This window comes from Neopararhizobium haloflavum (genome assembly GCF_002750855.1).
Classification (GTDB): Bacteria; Pseudomonadota; Alphaproteobacteria; order Rhizobiales; family Rhizobiaceae; genus Georhizobium; species Georhizobium haloflavum.
Genome location: NZ_NWUC01000001.1, coordinates 626,012 through 645,543 on the forward strand (window position 1 = coordinate 626,012; position 19,532 = coordinate 645,543).

The 19,532-nt window shown below is 62.1% G+C and carries 21 protein-coding genes; 13 read left to right on the forward strand and 8 right to left on the reverse strand.

The features are described from left to right. The first annotated feature begins 188 nt into the window (after window positions 1-188). Window positions 189-560 (forward strand): hypothetical protein, encoded by a 372-nt coding sequence (locus tag CN673_RS03260; RefSeq protein WP_157928783.1) that lies wholly within the window; start codon window positions 189-191, stop codon window positions 558-560. A gap of 377 nt (window positions 561-937) precedes the next feature. Here the strand turns inward: CN673_RS03260 and CN673_RS03265 are convergent, their stop codons facing one another. After that, a complete protein-coding gene (locus CN673_RS03265) occupies window positions 938-1,300 on the reverse strand; it encodes a hypothetical protein (RefSeq protein ID WP_099864768.1) in 363 nt (120 codons plus the stop codon). Between the two features lie 124 nt (window positions 1,301-1,424). On the opposite strand from CN673_RS03265, the gene CN673_RS03270 reads away from it, so the two are divergent. Further along, the gene (locus CN673_RS03270) at window positions 1,425-1,697 is read left to right on the forward strand and encodes a CsbD family protein (RefSeq protein WP_306456949.1); all 273 of its coding nucleotides are present in this window, start codon (window positions 1,425-1,427) and stop codon (window positions 1,695-1,697) included. Between the two features lie 85 nt (window positions 1,698-1,782). Here CN673_RS03270 and CN673_RS03275 read toward each other — a convergent pair whose 3' ends face one another. Further along, complete coding sequence (locus CN673_RS03275) at window positions 1,783-2,850, reverse strand: endonuclease/exonuclease/phosphatase family protein (protein WP_099864769.1); 1,068 nt, start codon at window positions 2,848-2,850, stop codon at window positions 1,783-1,785. A 496-nt stretch (window positions 2,851-3,346) separates the two neighbouring features. On the opposite strand from CN673_RS03275, the gene CN673_RS03280 reads away from it, so the two are divergent. Beyond that, window positions 3,347-3,589 carry a hypothetical protein gene (locus tag CN673_RS03280; RefSeq protein ID WP_099864770.1) on the forward strand — a complete coding sequence of 81 codons (243 nt, stop codon included), beginning with the start codon at window positions 3,347-3,349 and terminating at the stop codon, window positions 3,587-3,589. Between the two features lie 611 nt (window positions 3,590-4,200). Here the strand turns inward: CN673_RS03280 and CN673_RS03285 are convergent. Then, on the reverse strand, window positions 4,201-4,380 hold the full coding sequence (locus CN673_RS03285) for a hypothetical protein (RefSeq protein WP_099864771.1): 180 nt from the start codon (window positions 4,378-4,380) through the stop codon (window positions 4,201-4,203). Between the two features lie 43 nt (window positions 4,381-4,423). Continuing rightward, entirely contained in the window at window positions 4,424-4,657 is a 234-nt protein-coding gene (locus CN673_RS20815; RefSeq protein WP_157928784.1) for a hypothetical protein, read from the reverse strand. Between the two features lie 819 nt (window positions 4,658-5,476). Between CN673_RS20815 and CN673_RS20820 the strand changes: the two genes are divergently transcribed. Next, complete coding sequence (locus CN673_RS20820) at window positions 5,477-5,629, forward strand: hypothetical protein (RefSeq protein ID WP_157928785.1); 153 nt, start codon at window positions 5,477-5,479, stop codon at window positions 5,627-5,629. 68 nt (window positions 5,630-5,697) lie between these two features. Further along, window positions 5,698-5,865, forward strand: coding sequence for a hypothetical protein (locus tag CN673_RS20825; RefSeq protein WP_157928786.1), 168 nt, complete (start codon window positions 5,698-5,700; stop codon window positions 5,863-5,865). A 71-nt stretch (window positions 5,866-5,936) separates the two neighbouring features. Here CN673_RS20825 and CN673_RS03290 read toward each other — a convergent pair whose 3' ends face one another. Continuing rightward, on the reverse strand, window positions 5,937-6,236 hold the full coding sequence (locus CN673_RS03290; RefSeq protein WP_370852998.1) for a helix-turn-helix domain-containing protein: 300 nt from the start codon (window positions 6,234-6,236) through the stop codon (window positions 5,937-5,939). A 453-nt stretch (window positions 6,237-6,689) separates the two neighbouring features. On the opposite strand from CN673_RS03290, the gene CN673_RS03295 reads away from it, so the two are divergent. Further along, window positions 6,690-8,909 carry a DUF4214 domain-containing protein gene (locus CN673_RS03295; RefSeq protein WP_099864773.1) on the forward strand — a complete coding sequence of 740 codons (2,220 nt, stop codon included), beginning with the start codon at window positions 6,690-6,692 and terminating at the stop codon, window positions 8,907-8,909. Between the two features lie 168 nt (window positions 8,910-9,077). Here CN673_RS03295 and CN673_RS21050 read toward each other — a convergent pair whose 3' ends face one another. Continuing rightward, window positions 9,078-9,218: a hypothetical protein gene (locus tag CN673_RS21050; protein ID WP_198585871.1), complete on the reverse strand. Its 141-nt coding sequence runs from the start codon at window positions 9,216-9,218 to the stop codon at window positions 9,078-9,080. A gap of 211 nt (window positions 9,219-9,429) precedes the next feature. Between CN673_RS21050 and CN673_RS03300 the strand changes: the two genes are divergently transcribed. Next, window positions 9,430-9,789, forward strand: a complete 360-nt coding sequence (locus CN673_RS03300; protein ID WP_099864774.1) for a hypothetical protein — start codon at window positions 9,430-9,432, stop codon at window positions 9,787-9,789. A 125-nt stretch (window positions 9,790-9,914) separates the two neighbouring features. Here CN673_RS03300 and CN673_RS03305 read toward each other — a convergent pair whose 3' ends face one another. Next, on the reverse strand, window positions 9,915-11,702 hold the full coding sequence (locus CN673_RS03305) for a pilus assembly protein TadG-related protein (RefSeq protein ID WP_099864775.1): 1,788 nt from the start codon (window positions 11,700-11,702) through the stop codon (window positions 9,915-9,917). After that, window positions 11,699-12,127: a TadE/TadG family type IV pilus assembly protein gene (locus CN673_RS03310; protein ID WP_099864776.1), complete on the reverse strand. Its 429-nt coding sequence runs from the start codon at window positions 12,125-12,127 to the stop codon at window positions 11,699-11,701. The genes CN673_RS03305 and CN673_RS03310 overlap by 4 nt, the downstream gene beginning before the upstream one ends. Before the next feature lie 403 nt (window positions 12,128-12,530). On the opposite strand from CN673_RS03310, the gene CN673_RS03315 reads away from it, so the two are divergent. From CN673_RS03315 to CN673_RS03340, 6 genes are all read left to right on the forward strand, one after another. Next, complete coding sequence (locus CN673_RS03315) at window positions 12,531-13,286, forward strand: IclR family transcriptional regulator (RefSeq protein ID WP_099864777.1); 756 nt, start codon at window positions 12,531-12,533, stop codon at window positions 13,284-13,286. 81 nt (window positions 13,287-13,367) lie between these two features. Next, window positions 13,368-13,967 carry a TetR/AcrR family transcriptional regulator gene (locus CN673_RS03320; protein WP_099864778.1) on the forward strand — a complete coding sequence of 200 codons (600 nt, stop codon included), beginning with the start codon at window positions 13,368-13,370 and terminating at the stop codon, window positions 13,965-13,967. 4 nt (window positions 13,968-13,971) lie between these two features. Next, on the forward strand, window positions 13,972-15,135 hold the full coding sequence (locus CN673_RS03325) for an isovaleryl-CoA dehydrogenase (protein WP_099864779.1): 1,164 nt from the start codon (window positions 13,972-13,974) through the stop codon (window positions 15,133-15,135). A gap of 130 nt (window positions 15,136-15,265) precedes the next feature. Then, the gene (locus CN673_RS03330) at window positions 15,266-16,873 is read left to right on the forward strand and encodes a carboxyl transferase domain-containing protein (protein ID WP_099864780.1); all 1,608 of its coding nucleotides are present in this window, start codon (window positions 15,266-15,268) and stop codon (window positions 16,871-16,873) included. A 37-nt stretch (window positions 16,874-16,910) separates the two neighbouring features. After that, the gene (locus tag CN673_RS03335; protein WP_099864781.1) at window positions 16,911-18,905 is read left to right on the forward strand and encodes an acetyl/propionyl/methylcrotonyl-CoA carboxylase subunit alpha; all 1,995 of its coding nucleotides are present in this window, start codon (window positions 16,911-16,913) and stop codon (window positions 18,903-18,905) included. Next, window positions 18,902-19,513 carry a DUF924 family protein gene (locus CN673_RS03340; RefSeq protein ID WP_099864782.1) on the forward strand — a complete coding sequence of 204 codons (612 nt, stop codon included), beginning with the start codon at window positions 18,902-18,904 and terminating at the stop codon, window positions 19,511-19,513. The genes CN673_RS03335 and CN673_RS03340 overlap by 4 nt, the downstream gene beginning before the upstream one ends. Window positions 19,514-19,532: the final 19 nt, after the last annotated feature.

Consider the following 19,532-nt stretch of genomic DNA (forward strand, 5'->3'; position numbering starts at 1 on the left):
CAAGCTCCGGCAACGGTCTTGGCTCGAACGGTCGGACATTTCCCAAGATGATGATTTCGAGGCATTCAAGCCGCCCGTGGCTCAAAATAACGTTATTGTTTCAAGCAGGAACATTCCGTGCGCCCTCTGCATTTGGCTGCCAGGTCTCAACGAGGCCGATCCTGAAATCACACAGGGAGATGAAGGAAATGCACAAGACACTGATCGCAGCCGGAATGGCACTTGCAATGGTGAGCGGCCCTGCACTCGCAAAAAGTTTCAGCGACTACGACGAGAACGGAAACAGCGAGATCAGCAAGGACGAGTTCTACGGTTCGATCTCCGACGCGGGAACCTTCGCTGACTGGGACACGAGCGGCGACGGGCTGATCGACGAGAATGAGCTCGGCGAGATCGGCGCAGAGTGGGATTATGACGCCTGGGATGCGAACACCGACGGCTACGTCGACTCAGGCGAGTTCTATGACGGCTACTACACCAGCTACGATTCCAACGAAGACGGTCATTGGGATGACGGCGAATGGGACGATGCTGGTGAGGCTGGCCTGTTCGACATGTAGTTCGATGTGAAACTTACCAACAGACAATACGGCCCGGTCACCTGCGTGGTGGCCGGGCAATTTTTGCGGGGTCCATAACCTGTTGTCGCTCCCAGCCACCGTTCTGCTTCCGCGCGAGCGCTCGAGGAACTGCCGATACAGGGGTAAGATCGGCCGCTAGAAATCGATGCTGGTCGCAACGACGTAAATCAGCAGGCCGAATGGCCCTACCATGACCGCGAGCGCGAAAAACATGAAGGGGCTGGACAGTATCCGGAGGAAACGTCGCATGGGCTCTGATCCTCGGAAAGGCCGTAAAACGGCGCTGGCACTGTTTCAGTGGTATTGGACGGCCGAAGATCGCTTTGGTCCGTGCCGTCCATTGGAAATTGCTGCGGCTAACCTTCAGAGGCGTCGAGCAGTTGCTCGGCACACGCTTCGGCAAGTTCGCCATTGGGTTCTTCGCTGCCAGGCATTGTCGCCCAGCCGTTTTCTTCGATGTAGTCGCCCTGGTTCCAGCTGCTTTCCTCTTCAAGCGCAGCAATGTGCTGCCCTCTGCGGCTTTCGTCGACGCTCGTGAATTGGGCCACACAGATCGGCGTCAGGGCTGTAATCACTGCTTGGTCTGCCTGGGTCTCGGCCTGTTCCATTGCCGATCCGCTTGTAACCAGCCAGCCGGCACTTGTGCTGACGACGATGATAGCGACCGCGCCGGCAGCGGCGCCCCAGGCAGCGGGTTTGATCCATTCCGGAATATTCATAGCGTTGTTATCTCCTCTGGATTGGCCCGAAGGGTAACGCTTCGTAACAGAATGTCAAATTCGGTGAACCTAACGCATACGGCAGAGGGTTTGAGTTGCTGTGGTTGCATCTTGGTTGGCCTGGATGGCGATGGAACAACCAGCGCTGCGCGCCGTTGCTGAGCGTACCCGAATGATAGAGGTGACAATCATGAACTGGGACCAGATCAAAGGTCAGTGGACGCAATTCAAAGGCCACGCGAAGCAGAAGTGGGGCGACCTGACCGACGACGATCTCGACAAAGCCGACGGCCACAAGGACGTGCTGGCGGGCCGTATCCAGGAACGATACGGCGTCGAGAAAGAAGAGGCGGATCGTCAGATCGATGAATGGTCTGCCGGCCTCAACGAGCGGTAACGCTTAAAAACTCCCTTCGAACGATCCCCCTGCCGACCACTCATCGTGGTCGGCTTTTTCGTGTCGGCGCCGCGGTACCCCAGCGTTATTCTGCGGCCTCGCGGCCCTCTTCAATGTGTTCGTTTGCCTCCTGGCGGTCGCCGCCTTCGGGCTGATTGCCTTCCTGCGCGCCGGCGGCCTGTGGCTGGTGGCATAGTTCGACGAGGATTGGAAAGTGATCCGAGCCGATGTCGTCGAGACGCCGGAACTCGCCGAGCAGCCAGTCCTGCGAGGCAAAAAGGTGGTCGAGCGGCCACTTCATCAGCGGCCAATTGGCATTGAAGGTGGCATAGAGACCGCGGCCGATGCGCGGATCCAGCAGGCCGCTGATCTCCTGAAATAGCGTCGTCGTCGAGGACCAGGCAACGTCGTTGAGGTCGCCGGCGACGATCGCCGGCAAGGAGGCGTCGGAGGCCTCCTTTGCGACGATGAGGAGTTCGGCGTCCCGTTCGTCGGTATCGTCTTTCGGGCGAGGCGGCGAAGGATGAACGCCCCACAAGGCAAACTCGATCTGATCAGTCAGGGTGACGCGGGTTCGAATGGACGGGATGTCCTCCTCGAGGATGTGTCGGATTTCACCATCGATCAGCGGCAGGCGCGAGTAAAGACCGATGCCATATGTGTTCGACAGCGGTTCCAGGATCGTATACGGGTAAGTGCCCGCAAGGGGCTCGATGGCCTCGGTCCATTGATCGTCGATTTCCGTCAGCAAGATTATATCTGCATCGGTCTCCGCGACGAGATCGAGCAACCGGTCGAACTGGCGGTTCTCCTGCAGCACATTGGCGAGGAGAAAGCGCACGCGCGCGTCGCCGGTGCAGACTTCGGCCGAAAGCAGCTGTTGTGGCCAGGCGGCCGTATAGGGCACGATCATCCATGCTTGCCAAAGGAGAGCGACGACAGACGCCGCCGTGAGCAGAGCGCCCGCCGTTGCACCGCAAGGACCGGTCCAGCGATAGATGAGCAGCGCGATGAGCAGGACGGCCGCGATCTGCAGGCGGGGAAAATCCAGAACCCTGATCCACCACTCATCAGTTTCGATGAGAGCAAGCCCCGTCGCGACGCACATCAAGACGCAGATGACAGCCGCGCTTGTTCCAATCCAACGAACCATCGAGCGCGCTCCAAGTCTCCACAAGTATCACACGTCGCGGCTCGGGCATCGAGCGACGGACCGGCGACGTTAATTGCTGTCTCGGATTATATCGACGGGCCGACCCCGTCGATTGGCTGGGCCCAATCTTTCTTCGCTGTCCCGAAGTTTCGTCATCGGGAGAACCCAGGCAAGCGAAGCTCTCGGCAACGCCGGCTCGGCTGGCGAGGAGCATCCCGATGAAATCGGCGATTTACCGTCGGCCCGTTGACGTTGATCAAGTCAATTTCAAAAACGCTCGTGGTATGTTGCCTGCTTCTTCACGCCCCGTTCGACAAACGCGGCGGTGCGGTTGCGGGGTCCGCTCGACAAAGATGAATGTGGCACACCCGCGTTGATGCTGAAGTGAGCGATCTCGCGTCAACGCGACATTTCAATAAATGGGCTGGGAACGGTAACGTCGCGCGCGATCATGCGTGCTGGCGAATGACTTAACCTGCGATGAAGGATTAGGACAATGAAGGCCCTGCTGATCGGTGCGGTGTTCTCAATCGTGCCAACACTCGCAATCGCGCAGAACACCGCGCCTCCCGAGCTACCGCTATCCGGCGCATTTGAGAACGAGCGTATGCAGATCGACCGGACGGTGACGAGCTCGATATCCCCGGTGAGCCGCATGCCTCAGGAGAGCGACGAATATTCGGCGAGGCGAGGCTTCGGCGATCATCCGTCGCGCTATCCAGTGCGGCGGGAATTCTAGAATGACAGAGATGATACGGCCGATCGTTTGGCTGGCCGTATCATCACGCGTGCGGACGATGCCGAGCGCGCCTCGGTCATCGCTAGCCCTCAATGCATGGCGGACCAGGCGACAATCGCGATCACCATCGCGCCAATAGCACATAAGGCGGTGATCCGCCGACCTGTGAGCAGCGAACGATTCCAGTCGTTGGCAGGATCCGGAATAGCCCTCGATTTTCGGTGGTGGTGGCCCTCGTCACGGGTTAAAAGCCGCAAGGCAACATGAGAAACCCGCAGCCTAATGTGGCGTCGCCTCCGTGCTGCTTTTCCATGGTGCGGTGTGGAGGGGCGGGGAGCGAAATACATCGCCTCACATATCAAATATAGACAGCAAAGAAACAACCTTCTCCGGCGACAGGGTGCCACACCACTTGTGCCAACGGCCTTCGATCGGTCATTGCAAAGGATGAGCTCGGCTTGCGGCAGCTTGGCTGAGCGGCTTGGAGGGTGCCAAGGCTTAGGTCTGGGCGAATGGTCGTGGGCCACAAACTGCGGCGTCGTGCGATTTCAAGGTCGGAAGCAGGCGCAGCATAAATGCGGGTAAAATGACCATAAGTTCGACAGCCAGATTCATCCGACAGTGACCAGACCCATCAGGATCGTGCAGCCGATCGCATCCCGCCCGCCGCGTCGGCAGGATCGGTGTTTGTCCCAGCCCTTCGGCCGATCGTCGTCGCTGCCATCATGTTCGATGGTGCGTGGCGGAAATGAATCGAGAGATGCCCGTTCATCAGCCGGCCAATCCTTCATGCGCCGCTCCCTCGCTGCTAAGCGCGGAATCCGAGCCGGATTTTCAATAGGGCTCCACGCCAATCGCAACAGCAGGAATTCTGGCTGCTCGCGAATGGCGTGCCCACGGATGTTGCGCCTCAAGGAAGTCGAACGTGCCACTTCCTTCAATCTTCACGACGGAAATCATCTCAAGGAATGTGATGTCGGTAAAGCCGGCCCCAAATCGACCAGTCGTCAGGACAGGTGCGTCGTCTGGCAACTGCGACAGGCGTACGATTAATTCTCCGACTGTCATCTGCTTCAGTGCTCCCGGACATCTCTTCAACTGTCTTCACAATAACGCAGATGGACAGCCGATCAATTCTCTGCGCCAGTCTTCAGAGGCGAGTACGATGGAAAGACCAGACGAACCTTCGATGCAACTCCGTCGCTACGATCTCGCGAGCAGCGCGGGCTTTCATTACAACCATGCGTCGACCCGACCTAGCTCCATGACTTTTACAGTCAAATTAATGGGCCTTTGATTTCATTGATTTTTCGGCTGTTCGCTTTTACCAATTTTCGCCTGACAACACTCTGATTTGGCTAGCCAAGCGTTTGGACTCTTAATCAGCGGGTCGTAGGTTCGATCCCTACATCACCCACCATTTCTCCTTCCCGCCACACGTTCAGGCTCACCAGGGCGCAGTTGTATTCTCCACCACGGTTTCGCGCGGCGCGGTGGAATTCGTCATGTAATGGAAGGCTTTACGCAATAAAGCAGGGGGTTTTAATGTGTCTCGGTCGTGTGAAAATCAAGATAAGATTTTATAGTTTTAGAATTTCCCGAAAATTTATTTGGCTGGCGCCGAATAATCGTTAGGTCGAAAGGCCGATCTGTGGGATGTTGATCGGGCGGCGCGCTGAGGCGCCGATAAGGACAGTCGACATGCCGACCCACACCTATGCCCTGCAGCTTTACTGCACTGCGTTCGCAGTTGGGGGCTTCTTCCTGGCGTTGGTCGTCCTGTTCGCCCTTTAGCGCGTGCATCGCGCCGGAAAGCGGGCCAGGCCGCGCGCGTGAGCGGGCGGCTGCGTCCGATCTTTTCCGCCTCGACCCGAAAGGTTGAACCGCATGGCCGCGCCGAGACGATCCTTCTTGAGCAATCCGTGGACCCTCATGATCACGGGCATCTTCGCCGCGGTCATCGCCCTTGGCGGCTGGCGCTACTACACCTCGCCGACCGATGTCGCGCCGCCGGCGGACGAGATCGAGCAGACGCAGTAGAGGACACGCCCCTGACCTCGGACCGCCCGACCACGCATTGCCAGACCGCCGACCGGCACCAGTCGCTGATGCGCGTCTTCCGGCGGCTTGAGGACATCGAGCATCTGATCGGCTTCTTCCGGACGGATGGCGATGTCTCCGCGCCATCGGAAATCGCGGCGCTGACGCGTGAGCGCGCGGCCCTTGCCGACGAGGCGCGCGCGATGGTCGGCAACGACAATGGCGTGCGGCCCTGAAGCGTGTTTGCCTTTGAAAAGAAGCGCGATCCGCGCTCAGCCGGCGCAAAGGGCCGGCGCCCGTCGAAATCTCAGTTCGAGGCGTTCTGGTCGCGCTCGCCGTCGAACAGCAGTTCGTGCGTGACGGGGTCGTAATAGCGCATCAGTTCGCGCACGAAGATCCGCGGGTCGATGCGGAAGGCCTTGGCGAAGGCGGCGTAGCGCTCGGGCGGGATGCGCCCGCGGCCGGTCTCCAGCTGCGAGATGAACGAATAATATTCGATGCCGACCGCCTTGGCGAGATCGCGCTGCGAGAGGTTCTCGTTCTCGCGCAGGATGCGCAGCCATCGCCCGCCCAGTTGGCGCAGCCGTGTCACTTCTTCCGGCTTCATGCTGTGTTGCGGATGTCCATACATTGCCCAATCACCCAGCCATTCGGAACAACGCACGCAGAGGTCCCGTGTTTTTGTCACTATACTCTCTACCCGCGAACGCGCCGTATAGCAACCATATATACGGAATAATCCGCACGGAAATCTCCCGTGTCCGCATCTGAGCTTCAAAGTGAATGCTAATTCGCGAAGAGTCTCTCATAATACAAGAATCATCGTCTGTTTGCATTTTGATAAGCGCATGAACCCTTGCAAATCAGCAGCCTGCGGAAATCCAGCAATTGCGGGCTTTCGGCGATTTCCGGCAAAAAATATACAGTAACCTCGACATTCCGCGTTGACACCGGTCAGTGTGAAGGTTACGCAACCCATGGCCAAGAAATCGAATGGCCGGCTGGCGGCTCCCCGGTCGTCATTCCGCCTCCAGGTCGGAAACTCAAGAGGAAAGACATTATGGCTACAGTGCAGGGAATTTACATCGCGCTCTTCGGGCGCCCGGCCGATCCGCTCGGTCTCGAATTCTATCAAGAGGCCACCAACAACGGTGAAAACCTCGACGTCGTGTACAACTCTCTCGCACAGTCGGAAGAGTATCTGAGCCGCTTCGAGGGCCAGAACAGCATTCAGATCGTGAACTCGGTCTACCTTTCACTTTTCGGCCGCAGCGCTGAAATCGAAGGTCTGACCTATTGGTCGGCTCGTCTTGAGTCGGGCGAACTGTCCATCGAACAGATCGCTATCGCCATCTATGACGGCGCGCTCGGCGACGACCTTGCGACGATCCAGAACAAGGAAGCAGCGGCCAACCTGTTCACTGCTTCGATCGACACCGGCGAAGAACTTGTCGCCTATCAGGGCGAAGACGCTGCGGCTGCCGGCCGTGACTTCCTCGACATGGTCGACGAAAATGAAGACAGCATTCCGACCCAGGCGGAAGTTGACGCTTTCATTGATGCTGAAATCGTTGATGGCGGACCCTCCACTGGCGACAGCTTTGTTCTCACCGACGCCGTTGACCAGCTGGTTGGCACAAATGGTGATGACACGTTCGTCGGCACCGACGACACGTACCAGACTGGCGATTCCATCGACGGTGGTTCGGGCACGGATAGGCTGGAACTGACGGTGACGAACGCTGCCACGGGTGGTCAGATCGTTGACACCGACAGCGTTGAGCAGGTTTACGTCCGCAACATCGCTGCGGGCACCAACGTTGATGCCTCGGGCTTCGTTGGTCTTCAGCAGATTTGGTCGGATCGTTCCAGCCAGTCGCTTACGGCGACAGGACTTGCTGCCGGCACCACGATCGGCTTGATGGGCACGAATTTCGGTTTCTCCGCAGCTTTCGCTGCCGGTGCAATCGCGTCGGGCGACACCATCAACTTTGCGGTAAACGGCACGAACGGTGGCGCCTATGCTGACCTCAACGCTGACACCGGCCTAGATGCGACTGACGAAGTTGCGGCTAATATCTCGGTAACGGGTGACAACCGCATCGATCTCGGTGTTAACAATGGCGATGGTGATGCAACCAACGATGCGACTTTGACGTCCATCACGCTGTCGGGCACTGGCAACATTGCACTCTCGCCACAGGGTGCGGGCATTGGCGCCGATCAGACCTTCGAAGGCGTAACCGACTTTGATGCTTCGGGCCTCGAAGGCGGTGTCTCTGTCGATCTGACGCAGAACGACGCGGATATCACGGTGACGGGTTCGGCTGGTGATGACTACGTCAACATCGCCAACCTCGACGCTGACGACAGCGTTGATCTCGGCGAAGGCACCGACATCCTTGGTATCGACGAAGCAAATCTTCAGGCTGCCGCTGCTGCCACGGGTGTAGAATATATCGCTATCAACTCGTCGGCTGGCGCTGGCCTGGCGATCGACGGTGACGACTTCGATGTAGACGGTTTTGTCCTTAATGCTGATACGACAGACCTTGACCTTGACGCATTCGATGGCATCTCGGTCAATGTTGCGACAAGTCAGGCGGACATTTCGTTCAACGACACCGAAAGCGTTTCGATTAACGTCGGTTTCCCCGAAATCGGCACAGGCGCTGTTGAAGATCTCATCGGACGTCAAGGCGACGACAGCATCACCATCGGTGCACTCGATGTCGATGGATCGACTGACGTCTCGTTCATGACCGGTGACGCCGATCAAGATCTGACAATCACCACTCTCAATGCCGATAACGACGTGGAAATGATCACCGTCGCGGGTGCTGGCGACTTCGACGTAACCGGTACTACGAATGGCTTGGCCACTGCGGCCGATCTGGCCACGTTGGATCTGTCTGGTTTGACTGGTGTATTTGACTCCGATGAAATCGGTGATGGTGATGGTGGAGTTACCGTACTGGTCGGTAATCTCGCCGACAACTCCGTCATCAATCTGTCGACAGCCGCCTCTGCTCGTGACTTCATTGAGTTTGGTGCAGAACTCGACAACGAGATCACGATTGCCAACTTCGAAGAAGGCGATAACATCACTTCGGATGTGCTTGACTTCTCCGAACTGGGTGTGACCGCATTGGCAGATCTCGACTTCGCTGACGCGGGTGCTAATGTCGAGATTACGTCGGATCTCTTCGATGGAACGCTCACTCTGACCGGTGTGAACGAGGCTGCTCTAAACGAGAGCAACTTCATTTTCGCTGCCTGATCACAGTCGAGTGACTATTGAAGACCTCGCCGTCTAGTGACGGCGAGGTCTTTTGTACTTGTCATCGGGTGCGCTCCAGTTCACAAAACACAAAAAAGCCGCCGATAGCCATCGGCGGCGTTGTCGTCTTTCTCGTCCTCTCGCGCGGGCCCCGCGCGGTGCCTGCCCTTAGCGGCGGCGCAGGTGCGAGAAGCTGTCGGGTGCGATGCCGAGGGTCTTCAGATCGTCGGCGAGCGGCATGCGGTGGTCGCGCACGGCGCGGCTGACGGCGACGGCTGCGTAGAACTCGCGGACATAACGGAAATTCATTTCTCAAGGTCTCCTTCGTGCGATCGGCAATTTCATGTTGCACCCAACATAGGCAGCCCGCCCGCCGCGGAGTACCGGCAGTTTTTGCGGTGCAGCATTGCAAAAATGCATGCGTCGGCGTGCTTTGCCGGGTTTCGTTTTGGAACTTCGGCTTTCGCCGCGAGTTGTTCGGCTGGACAGACAACAAACAACCAACAGGGAGAAGACACCCATGACCACCACCAGGATCACAGCCGCCGCCGCAGCCCTTTTCCTCCTCGCCTCGCCGGCGCTCGCCCAGTCGGGCGGCAGCACCACCGCGCTCGACAACGTGCCGACGCCCGGCAACGCCATCAGCGGCACCAACAGCGAGATGATGATGTCGGAAGGCGCTTACGGCGTGTTCTACGAGGAAGACGGCACGACGATGCGCAGCGAGGAAGACGCGATGACGGCCTATGAAGGCCTTTCCGCCGAAGACCAGGAAATGGTCAACATGGCCTGCACCGACTGGGAAGAAGAGCGCGTCGGCTTCCTCGACAGCGTGACGTCGACCTGCAAGGCCGTGACCGGCGCCGGCGTCAACCAGTAATCGCTTCCATAGCGTTCGCAAGACTTTCAAAGGGTCCGCTCCGGCGGGCCCTTTTTTTCGTGCGCTTGCCGGCTCGGCGACGAGACGCTTTGCCGGAGAAGACCATTCTACTGAACAAGAGCGGCCTACTGGACAAGAACGGGCCGGTCGCACCGGGCGTCCGGAACGCGCAGATCGACGACGCCAAGGCCGATGCCGAGCGTTTCGAGCACACTGGTCAGCGCCGCATCGAGCGGGTCTGCCAGGGGGGCGATGAGGTCGACCAGCGCGGCGAGAAGCGGGTCGAGGATGCCGGAGATCACCGGCCCCAGCGGCTCAACGTCAAGGTCGAGCCGGCCGATCAGCGAGATCAGCAGCGATTTCAGGATATCGCGCGTGCCGACGCTCTTCACCGCGCCATCGGCAATGTCGCCTGCGCTGAAGGCGACGGTGTGCGGGGCGATCGATGTCGCCTCGACATGGGCCGCCGCCTCAACGCGCGCTGCAAGATCGACCAGCGGCCAGACGCGCACCCTGACGGCGGTGATCTTGGCCTTCTCGACCCTTGGCGTGCGGCTGAAATCGCGAAAATCGCCGGGCGCGACCTCGCCGATCGCCGCCTCGACGATGCCGGGCCTTGCCTCAAGCGTCACCGAGGCGTTTGCGGAAGCGTTGCAGGCAAGGTTCGCAAGGCGGGCCTCGCCATGGGCGATCTCGACATGGAGCGGCAGGCGGACCGGCTCGACCGTGACGCCGGGCAGGGCGAGTTTCACCCCCGAGAAAAGCTCGGCGGTGATGGCAAGGCGGGTCTGCGCGGTGCGCACGATGATGCCCCTTTGCCCGACCGCGATGAAGCTGCCGTTTTGCGGCGGCTCGCCGATCGCAAGCGCGATGTCGAGGCGCGCAAGGCCGATGTCGTGCGTGATCGCGATCGCCGCCTGGTGCCTGCCCGCCGCAAGGCGCGCGGCGGCCGACAGGATGTCCATGGCGCTGGCGGTGACGGCGAGCCCGGTCTTTCCGCCGAGTGCAAGATGGCCGAGCGGGCCGGGGTCGAAGAGGCCGGCAAGCGGCAGCGCCCGGTCATTGCCGCGCGTTTGCCGCTTCAGCGCCGTGATCGCGTGTCTGGCCGGCCCGTCGATGTCGAGCCCGCCGAGCGCCGCCGTCAGATCGCCGATCGTCACGCTCTCGGCCAGAAGCGCGTCATAGGTCAGCGCCGTCGCGTCGATCCGGGTCGCCAGCGCGTTAAAGGTTTCAAGCAGCGACACGTCGAGATCGACGAGATGGCGATAGTCCATCGCGCTCAACGACAGCTCGGTGCCGAGCATCTGGCCGAGAAGCGCGTTGACGAGCCCGCCGTCGAGCTCGACCAGCCGGCTGGCGATGGAGAACGCCGCCATCTCGGGCGTATGCGCCGTCGCGCTGGCGGCAAGCGTCGGCGGGGCGGCAAAGAGCGATGCGAAATGCAGCGCGCCCGGCTTTTCAAGGCGCACCCGCGCCGCGTTCGCCCGCGCGCCGCCCGCCGCAAAGCGCTCGTCGACCGCGATGGCGGGGTCGGCGGCAAAGGTCCCGGCCGTCACGGTCGCGATGCCGGCTTTGGCGGGGGCCGCGGCGATCAGCGTGCCCGCCGGGGTCAGATAGCCGTCCTCCGTCGCCACGACATAGTCGAGCCCGTTCAGCGCCAGGAAATCGCGCACCGCCTCGTGCGGCGTCGCGATGGCGCCGGCGGCGGCGATGGCGGCAAGGTCGGCCGTGCCCTGCATGGCGCGCCGCTCCAGCGTCAGCGTGCCGACATCGACGCCGAGCGCCAGGCAACCCGTGACGACCGGCAGCGAGGCCGCCGCCGCGACCGCGATGTTGGCGCTGCGCTCGGCGAGAAAGCGCCTCGCCAGCCGCCGGAGCCCTTTGCTCCATGTCCGCGCCGGGCGCCCTGTCACGGCTCAAGGCCCCCCAGCCGGATGGTCGAGAAGCGCTCGATCGTGCTCGATGGCAGGGGAAAGGCGAAAAGGCCCCAGATCGGCAGGCTGCGCGCGTCATAGGTCAGGCGCACCGTGAACTGGCGCCCGCCGCTTTCCTCGCCGACCTTGACCGCCAGCGCCTCCGCCGCGATCAGCGGATAGTCGAGCGTGACGGTGCGGATATAGTCCTGCGCCAGCGTCTCGCGCTCGCTCGCCGTCAGCCCGGCAAGCGCGGTGCGCGCGCTGTCCGCCGCGATCTGCTGTACCGCATGGGCCGCGCCGAGATAGATCCCGTAGGCGCACATCGTCAAAAGCACCAGCAGGAAGAGCGGCGCGATGATCGCGAACTCCACCGCCGAGGCGCCGTCGCGTCGCCTGACAAACCGCCCGATCCTGCCGCCCATCCTCGCCTCCGGCCTTTCGCGTTGCCACCCGATGCTGGGGCAGCGCAGTAAAGCGAAGACTAGCGCATGAGGCGAAAAATTTCCTCATGCACCTATGGGTTGCTCTGCGGGGAGGTGGCCGGTACGCTCGCGCCCTGGTGGGGCGCTCATTACACATCGGAGAATGCTGCTTCTGCCGCAAAGCCTCGCCAGACGGCAGATCGCCGCCGCCGCGCCGGCAGTTTGCGCATTGAGGCAAGCGTTCCCTTCTGGAGCACCCGGCATGTGCGGCGCCGGTGAATGTTGGGATTTGGTTAATCAACCGTCTCGATGCCGGCGTTCCCATCTTGCCTGTTTAAGTTGTGTTAATGGATATTGCTCGAAATAAGTGTATCTTGCGAATCGACTGGAGCTGGAGGGCCCTATGCTGATCAAATCCGTTGGAGTGACTTTTTCGATCTTGCGCGCATTCGTCGGTCGTCGCTCGGCGCTGACCCTTAAGGAAATCGGCTATCAGGCCGGCCTGCCGGCCAGCAAGGCGCACCGCTATCTGCAAAGCCTCATCCGGGAAGGCATGATCACGCAGGATCCCCGCACCCGCCAGTACCGGCTTGGGCCGGCGGCCATCGACCTCGGCCTCGAAGCGCTGGAAAACAACGATCCCGTCGTCAATGCGTGCGAAGCCGTCCGGCCGCTCGCCGCCGCCCACGACATCGCCATCGGCATCGACGTTCTCGGGCCGAACGGGCCGATCTGCATCTGGTACGAGCAGCCGGCGACGCCGCTGACGACCGCGGCGCGCCTCGGCGGCACGCAGCCGCTGCTGGAATCGGCCGCCGGCCACGTCTTCCTGGCGTTCGTGCCGCGCCACGTCACCCGCGTCCAGGTCGTCGCGGAATGTCGGCAGGCGGCCCTGGCCGGCGTCGATCCCGACCGCATCGCCTATCACGTCAAGACCAAGGCGCATGCCGCCCTTCCGGCAGGCGGGGGCAATGCCGGCGCCACCATCGCCGCGCCGATCCTCGATGCGCGGGGCGAAGCCTGCGCGGCGATCACCTTCTATCTGCGCGACCAAAACGGGGCAGGGGACGATCTGGTGCTGACGCTGATGCGCGCGGCGGCCGACGCCTCCGCCTTCAAGCTGATGACCACCCAGCCGCGCCTCGCCGAGGCCGTCTGAGCGCTCTTGCGTCATTGCAGACTTGACCGCACGCCCCAATCGGAATTAATTGAATGAACGTTCATTTAATTCTGATTGGGCATGGCGAGGACAGCGGGATCGAGCGGGGCGGAAACGGCAACGCGTCTGCGTGAGGCGGCGCTCGGTCTTTTCGCGCGCTCCGGCTATGCCGCCGTGTCCATGCGCGACATCGCCGAGGCCGTCGGTCTGCAGCCGGGCGCGCTCTACAATCACGTTCCGACCAAACAGGATCTGCTCGCCGCGCTGATGCGCGAGCATCTTGAAGCGTTGATCGCCGCGTGGCAAGGCGAGGCCAGCGCCAGCGACGATCCGGCAGCGGCGCTCAAGCGCTTCGTGCGCTTTCACATCCGCTATCACCTTGCCCGGCCCGACGCCGTCTTCATTTCCTACATGGAACTGCGCAACCTGGACGAAGCGAACTTCGTGCGGATCGAAGCGCTCAGGCGCCGTTACGAAGCTTATCTGCGGGACATCCTCGACAGCGGGCGCCACGACGGCGCATTTTCCATCGAGGAATCGCCGATCGCGACCATGGCGATCATCGCGATGCTGAACGGTCTGACGACGTGGTATCGGTCGGGCGGAAGGCTGGCGCAGGAAACCATCGAGGACATCTACATAGGCATGGTCGCGCGCAGCGTCGGCCTGAAGGAGGAATGAACCCATGTTCGACACCGGCATGAATTTCGGTCTTGGAGACGACATCGAGGCCCTTCGCGATACGATCCGGCGTTTTGCCCGCGATGAGATCGCCCCGCTAGCCGACGAGACCGATCGCAAGAACGAGTTTCCCTCAGCACTCTGGCAGAAGATGGGCGCGCTCGGCCTGCTCGGCATGACGGCCGATCCCGATTTCGGCGGCACCGGCATGAGCTACCTTGCGCATGTGATCGCGATGGAGGAAATCTCGCGCGCCTCCGCATCCGTGGGCCTGAGCTATGGCGCGCACTCCAATCTCTGCGTCAACCAGATCAATCGCTGGGGCAATGCCGAGCAGAAGCGCGCCTATCTGCCCAAGCTCTGTTCGGGCGAGCATGTTGGCGCGCTGGCCATGTCCGAGCCGGGCTCGGGCTCCGACGTCGTCTCGATGAAGCTGAGGGCCGAGAAGAAGAACGACCGGTACGTTCTCAACGGCAACAAGATGTGGATCACCAACGGACCGGATGCCGAGACGCTGGTGGTCTATGCCAAGAGCGACCCGGACGCCGGGCCGCGCGGCATCACCGCATTCCTGATCGAAAAATCGATGACGGGATTTTCCACGGCGCAGAAGCTCGACAAGCTCGGCATGCGCGGCTCCAACACCTGCGAGCTGGTTTTCGAGAACTGCGAGGTCCCGTTCGAGAACGTGCTCGGTGAAGAGGGACAGGGGGTGCGGATCCTTATGTCCGGCCTCGATTATGAGCGCGTGGTGCTGGCGGGCGGCCCCCTCGGCATCATGGCCGCGGCGCTCGACGTGGTCGTGCCCTACAGCCACGAGCGCAAGCAGTTCGGCACGCCCATCGGCGAATTCCAGCTGATGCAGGGCAAGCTTGCGGACATGTACACGACGACCAATGCATGCCGGGCCTATGTCTATGCGGTGGCGTCGGCCTGCGACCGCGGCGAGACGACCCGAAAGGACGCCGCCGGCTGCATTCTCTACGCCGCCGAAAAGGCGACCCAGGTGGCGCTCGAATCCATTCAGGCGCTCGGCGGAAACGGCTACATCAACGAATATCCCACGGGCCGGCTCCTGCGCGATGCCAAGCTTTACGAGATCGGCGCCGGGACGAGCGAAATCCGCCGCATGCTGATCGGCCGGGAAATGTTCGCGGAATCAGCATAAGTCACCCATGCTGCAGCATCGAACCGACCCGTTGAATTGAGGATATCCAGATGAACTGCTTGGAAGGCATGATGGCACGTCGCATCGACAGGCTCGGGATCGCCGTCGAGTTGCGGGAAGGACAGCGTCCATGAGCGTCATAAAGTCGAAGATATCCCCCGCGTCCGAACAGTTTCGCGAGAACGATGCCCGTATGCGGGCCATCGTGGAAGAAACCGCCGGCGTTGCCGCCTCGATTGCCGAGGGCGGGCCGGCACTTGCGCGCGAGCGCCATCAGGGGCGCGGCAAGCTCCTGCCGCGCGAGCGCATCGCCCAGCTTCTGGATCCGACCTCGCCTTTCCTAGAGGTCGGCCAGTTCGCCGCCCACGACATGTATGGCGGGGACATCGCTTCCGCCGGCCTCATCACCGGGATCGGCCGCGTTGAGGGCCGCGATGTCATGGTGGTGTGCAACGACGCCACCGTCAAAGGCGGCACCTATTTCCCGATGACGGTCAAGAAGCACCTGCGTGCCCAGGAGATTGCGGAGCAGAACGGTCTGCCTTGCGTCTACCTGGTCGATTCGGGCGGTGCCAATCTGCCGAACCAGGACGAAGTCTTTCCCGATCGCGATCATTTCGGCCGGATCTTCTACAATCAGGCGAACATGTCGGCCAAGGGCATCCCGCAGATCGCGGTCGTCATGGGTTCGTGCACGGCAGGCGGGGCGTATGTGCCGGCGATGTCGGACGACACGATCATCGTCAAGAACCAGGGCACGATCTTCCTGGCCGGACCGCCACTGGTCAAGGCGGCGACGGGCGAGGTCGTCTCCGCCGAGGATCTCGGCGGCGGCGACGTGCATACCAGGCTGTCCGGCGTTGCCGACCATCTCGCCGAGAACGATCAGCACGCGCTGTTGATGGCGCGCCACGCTGTTGCCAATCTCAATCGTTCGAAGCAGGTCACGATGGATCTGCGCACGCCGGAGGCACCGCTCTACGATCCGGAGGAAATTCTCGGCATCGTCCCGGTGGGACTGCGCACGCCTTACGACATCCGCGAGGTCATCGCCCGCATCGTCGATGGCTCACGCTTCGACGAGTTCAAGGCACGCTACGGCACGACCCTCGTCTGCGGGTTTGCCCATGTCATGGGCATGCCCGTTGGCATCGTCGCCAACAACGGGGTCCTCTTTTCCGAAAGCGCGCTGAAGGGCGCGCATTTCGTCGAACTGTGCTCGCAGCGCAAGATCCCGCTGGTCTTCCTGCAGAACATCACGGGCTTCATGGTTGGCCAGAAATACGAAACCGGGGGCATCGCCAAGGATGGCGCCAAACTCGTCACCGCCGTCGCGACCACGAAGGTGCCGAAGATCACGATCCTCGTCGGCGGTTCGTTCGGCGCCGGCAATTATGGCATGTCGGGGCGGGCCTACTCGCCGCGTTTCCTGTGGACCTGGCCAAACAGCCGCATATCCGTGATGGGCGGGGAGCAGGCCGCCGGGGTGCTCGCCACCGTCAAGCGCGACGGAATCGAGCGCAAGGGCGGAAGCTGGAGCGGCGAGGACGAAGCGGCCTTCAAGCAACCTATCATCGATCAGTTCGAGGCGCAGGGCCACCCGCTCTATGCCTCGGCCCGGCTGTGGGATGATGGTATCGTCAATCCGGCGAAGACGCGCGACACGCTGGCGCTGTCGCTTTCGGCCGCCCTCAATGCGCCGATCGAGGACACGCGCTTCGGCGTGTTCCGCATGTGACGATGGGCCGGTTGCTATGATCAGGGGTGGAAGCCAGATGTTCTCCAAGATACTCATCGCCAATCGCGGCGAAATCGCATGCCGCGTCATGCGCACGGCGCACCGCATGGGGATTCGCACCGTCGCGGTCTATTCCGACGCCGACGTCGATGCGCTGCATGTGCGCACGGCGCATGAGGCGGTCCGGATCGGTCCGGCCCAATCGTCGGAAAGCTACCTGAAGGGCGAGGCCATCATCGAGGCGGCCAAGCGTTCGGGCGCGGAAGCGATCCACCCCGGCTACGGTTTCTTGTCCGAGAATCCGGATTTCGTCGAGGCGGTGACGCGCGCCGGCCTCGTCTTCATCGGGCCCTCGGCCGCCGCCATCCGTGCCATGGGCCTCAAGGACGCCGCCAAGCAGTTGATGGAAAAGGCCAAGGTGCCCGTCGTTCCCGGCTACCACGGCGACGCGCAGGAGGTCGTCGTCCTGTCGGGCAAGGCCAACGAGATCGGCTTTCCCGTGCTCATCAAGGCGCGCGCCGGCGGCGGCGGCAAGGGCATGCGCCGGGTCGACCGACAGGCCGATTTCGCCGACGCCCTGTCGTCGGCCAAGCGCGAGGCACGCGCCTCCTTCGGCGATGATCGCGTGCTCGTGGAGAAATACGTCGGGACACCCCGCCATATCGAGATCCAGGTGTTCGGCGACAGCCATGGCGATGCGGTCTACCTTTTCGAGCGCGACTGTTCGCTTCAGCGCCGGCACCAGAAGGTCATCGAGGAGGCACCGGCACCGGGAATGAGCGAGGAGATGCGCGCTGCCATGGGCGAGGCGGCCGTCACCGCGGCCAAGGCCATCGGCTATGCCGGCGCCGGCACGGTGGAGTTCATCGTCGACGCCTCCGAGGGCCTTCACCCCGATCGGTTCTGGTTCATGGAAATGAACACCCGGCTGCAGGTCGAACATCCCGTCACCGAATTGATCACCGGTCTCGACCTTGTCGAATGGCAGATCCGCGTGGCTGCCGGCGAGCCGCTGCCGAAGCGCCAGCACGAATTGTCGATCGAGGGATGGGCGTTCGAGGCCCGCCTGTATGCCGAGGACCCGGCAAAGAACTTCCTGCCCGCCACCGGAACCATCGCGCATCTGGCCTTTCCCGAGCGCGACGTGCGGATCGACAGCGGCGTCGTCAGCGGCGACGTCATCACCCCGTTCTACGATCCGATGATCGCCAAGCTCGTCACGCATGGCGAAAGTCGCGAGGTCGCCCTGGCGCGCATGCGGGCGGCGCTGCTCGCCACCGAGGTCGCCGGCACCACGACCAATCTCGATTTCCTCACGGCGCTTTGCCACCATGACGGCTTTTCGGCCGGTTCGGTCGATACCGGGCTGATCGACCGGGATCTTGAGGATCTGGTCGAACCCTTTGCGGCCTCGCCGCTCGCCACCGCTCTTGCCGCCGTCCTCGCGTCGGGCATGATGAGCGAGGGACACGGCAGCGACCCGTTCGACCGGCTGGGCCCGTGGTCGCTCTGGGGCACGCCGACCCGCGCCGTCACGCTGAGCGTCGGCGAAGATCCGGCCATCTTCCGTGTTTCCCGCGAGAGGCATCGTGGCTGGCGGGTCGTCGACCCGGACGGCCATGCCACCCGGCTTTCCATCAATGGCATGAAGGATGGGCGCTACCTTGTCGAGCAGGACGGCTACCGCACGGCGGCCCGCGCCGTGTGCCACGAAAAGGGCATCACCGTCTTCATCGAGGCGGGCACCTTCATCATCGGCGTGCCGCGAACCGTCTTCGACAGCGATCACGACGCGGGCGCGGGCGACGGCGTCAGCGCGCCAATGCCCGGTATCGTCAAGCAGGTGCTGCATCAGGCCGGCGGCGATGTCGCCAAAGGCGATCCGCTGATCATCATGGAAGCCATGAAGATGGAGATGACGCTCACCGCGCCGCGTGACGGACGCATCGGCGAGGTGCTTGTCGCCGATGGCGAGCAGGTCACCGACGGTGATCTCCTCGTCCGTCTGGAAGCCGAGGAGGTCGCGGCATGACCATCACCTCCCTTGCCCCCGGTGACAACGGGGACGATGGCGCGCCCGAGCGCGAAACCATCGCGCTGGCAACGCCGCAGGACGTGCTGGCCTTCTGGTTCGAGGAATTGACGCCGGAAGACTGGTTCATGAAAAAGGATGCGACGGACGAGGCCATCCGTCAGCGCTTCGCCGCCACGCATCTGCATCTGGCCAAATCGGTGCTTCCGGCCTGGCGCGAAACGGCCGAGGCGCGGCTCGCGCTGATCATCGTCCTCGACCAGTTCCCGCGCAACATCTACCGCGATACGCCGCTTGCCTTCGCCACCGACGGGCTGGCGCTGCGCGAGGCGCGGGCGGTGGTACGCGAGGGACACGACAAGGCAATCGACGCGGAGCGCCGGGTCTTCTTCTACATGCCGTTCGAACACGCGGAGAATCTTGCCGACCAGAAGCGGTCCGTGGACCTGATCTCCGCGCTCGGCAACGAGACCTACACCGATTACGCCGAGCGCCACCGCGACGTGATCGCCAAATACGGCCGCTTTCCCCACCGCAACGCCATCCTCGGCCGCACCTCGACCCTTGCCGAGGAACGCTATCTGGCCGAACCCGGCTCTGGTTTTTGAGCGGAACGCCTGGAACTTG

What these genes read in the sequence shown, in the direction of transcription:
- CN673_RS03315 (WP_099864777.1), top strand. Translation starts at nt 12,531, where the DNA reads ATGCTGATCAAATCCGTTGGAGTGACTTTTTCGATCTTGCGCGCATTC.
- CN673_RS03295 (WP_099864773.1), top strand. Translation starts at nt 6,690, where the DNA reads ATGGCTACAGTGCAGGGAATTTACATCGCGCTCTTCGGGCGCCCGGCC.
- CN673_RS03325 (WP_099864779.1), top strand. Translation starts at nt 13,972, where the DNA reads ATGTTCGACACCGGCATGAATTTCGGTCTTGGAGACGACATCGAGGCC.
- CN673_RS03265 (WP_099864768.1), bottom strand. Translation starts at nt 1,300, where the DNA reads ATGAATATTCCGGAATGGATCAAACCCGCTGCCTGGGGCGCCGCTGCC.
- CN673_RS20825 (WP_157928786.1), top strand. Translation starts at nt 5,698, where the DNA reads ATGCGCGTCTTCCGGCGGCTTGAGGACATCGAGCATCTGATCGGCTTC.
- CN673_RS03275 (WP_099864769.1), bottom strand. Translation starts at nt 2,850, where the DNA reads ATGGTTCGTTGGATTGGAACAAGCGCGGCTGTCATCTGCGTCTTGATG.
- CN673_RS03335 (WP_099864781.1), top strand. Translation starts at nt 16,911, where the DNA reads ATGTTCTCCAAGATACTCATCGCCAATCGCGGCGAAATCGCATGCCGC.
- CN673_RS03330 (WP_099864780.1), top strand. Translation starts at nt 15,266, where the DNA reads ATGAGCGTCATAAAGTCGAAGATATCCCCCGCGTCCGAACAGTTTCGC.
- CN673_RS03310 (WP_099864776.1), bottom strand. Translation starts at nt 12,127, where the DNA reads ATGGGCGGCAGGATCGGGCGGTTTGTCAGGCGACGCGACGGCGCCTCG.
- CN673_RS03290 (WP_370852998.1), bottom strand. Translation starts at nt 6,236, where the DNA reads ATGAAGCCGGAAGAAGTGACACGGCTGCGCCAACTGGGCGGGCGATGG.
- CN673_RS03260 (WP_157928783.1), top strand. Translation starts at nt 189, where the DNA reads ATGCACAAGACACTGATCGCAGCCGGAATGGCACTTGCAATGGTGAGC.
- CN673_RS03285 (WP_099864771.1), bottom strand. Translation starts at nt 4,380, where the DNA reads ATGAAGGATTGGCCGGCTGATGAACGGGCATCTCTCGATTCATTTCCG.
- CN673_RS03280 (WP_099864770.1), top strand. Translation starts at nt 3,347, where the DNA reads ATGAAGGCCCTGCTGATCGGTGCGGTGTTCTCAATCGTGCCAACACTC.
- CN673_RS03340 (WP_099864782.1), top strand. Translation starts at nt 18,902, where the DNA reads ATGACCATCACCTCCCTTGCCCCCGGTGACAACGGGGACGATGGCGCG.
- CN673_RS20820 (WP_157928785.1), top strand. Translation starts at nt 5,477, where the DNA reads ATGGCCGCGCCGAGACGATCCTTCTTGAGCAATCCGTGGACCCTCATG.
- CN673_RS03270 (WP_306456949.1), top strand. Translation starts at nt 1,425, where the DNA reads ATGGCGATGGAACAACCAGCGCTGCGCGCCGTTGCTGAGCGTACCCGA.
- CN673_RS21050 (WP_198585871.1), bottom strand. Translation starts at nt 9,218, where the DNA reads ATGAATTTCCGTTATGTCCGCGAGTTCTACGCAGCCGTCGCCGTCAGC.
- CN673_RS03320 (WP_099864778.1), top strand. Translation starts at nt 13,368, where the DNA reads ATGGCGAGGACAGCGGGATCGAGCGGGGCGGAAACGGCAACGCGTCTG.
- CN673_RS20815 (WP_157928784.1), bottom strand. Translation starts at nt 4,657, where the DNA reads ATGACAGTCGGAGAATTAATCGTACGCCTGTCGCAGTTGCCAGACGAC.
- CN673_RS03300 (WP_099864774.1), top strand. Translation starts at nt 9,430, where the DNA reads ATGACCACCACCAGGATCACAGCCGCCGCCGCAGCCCTTTTCCTCCTC.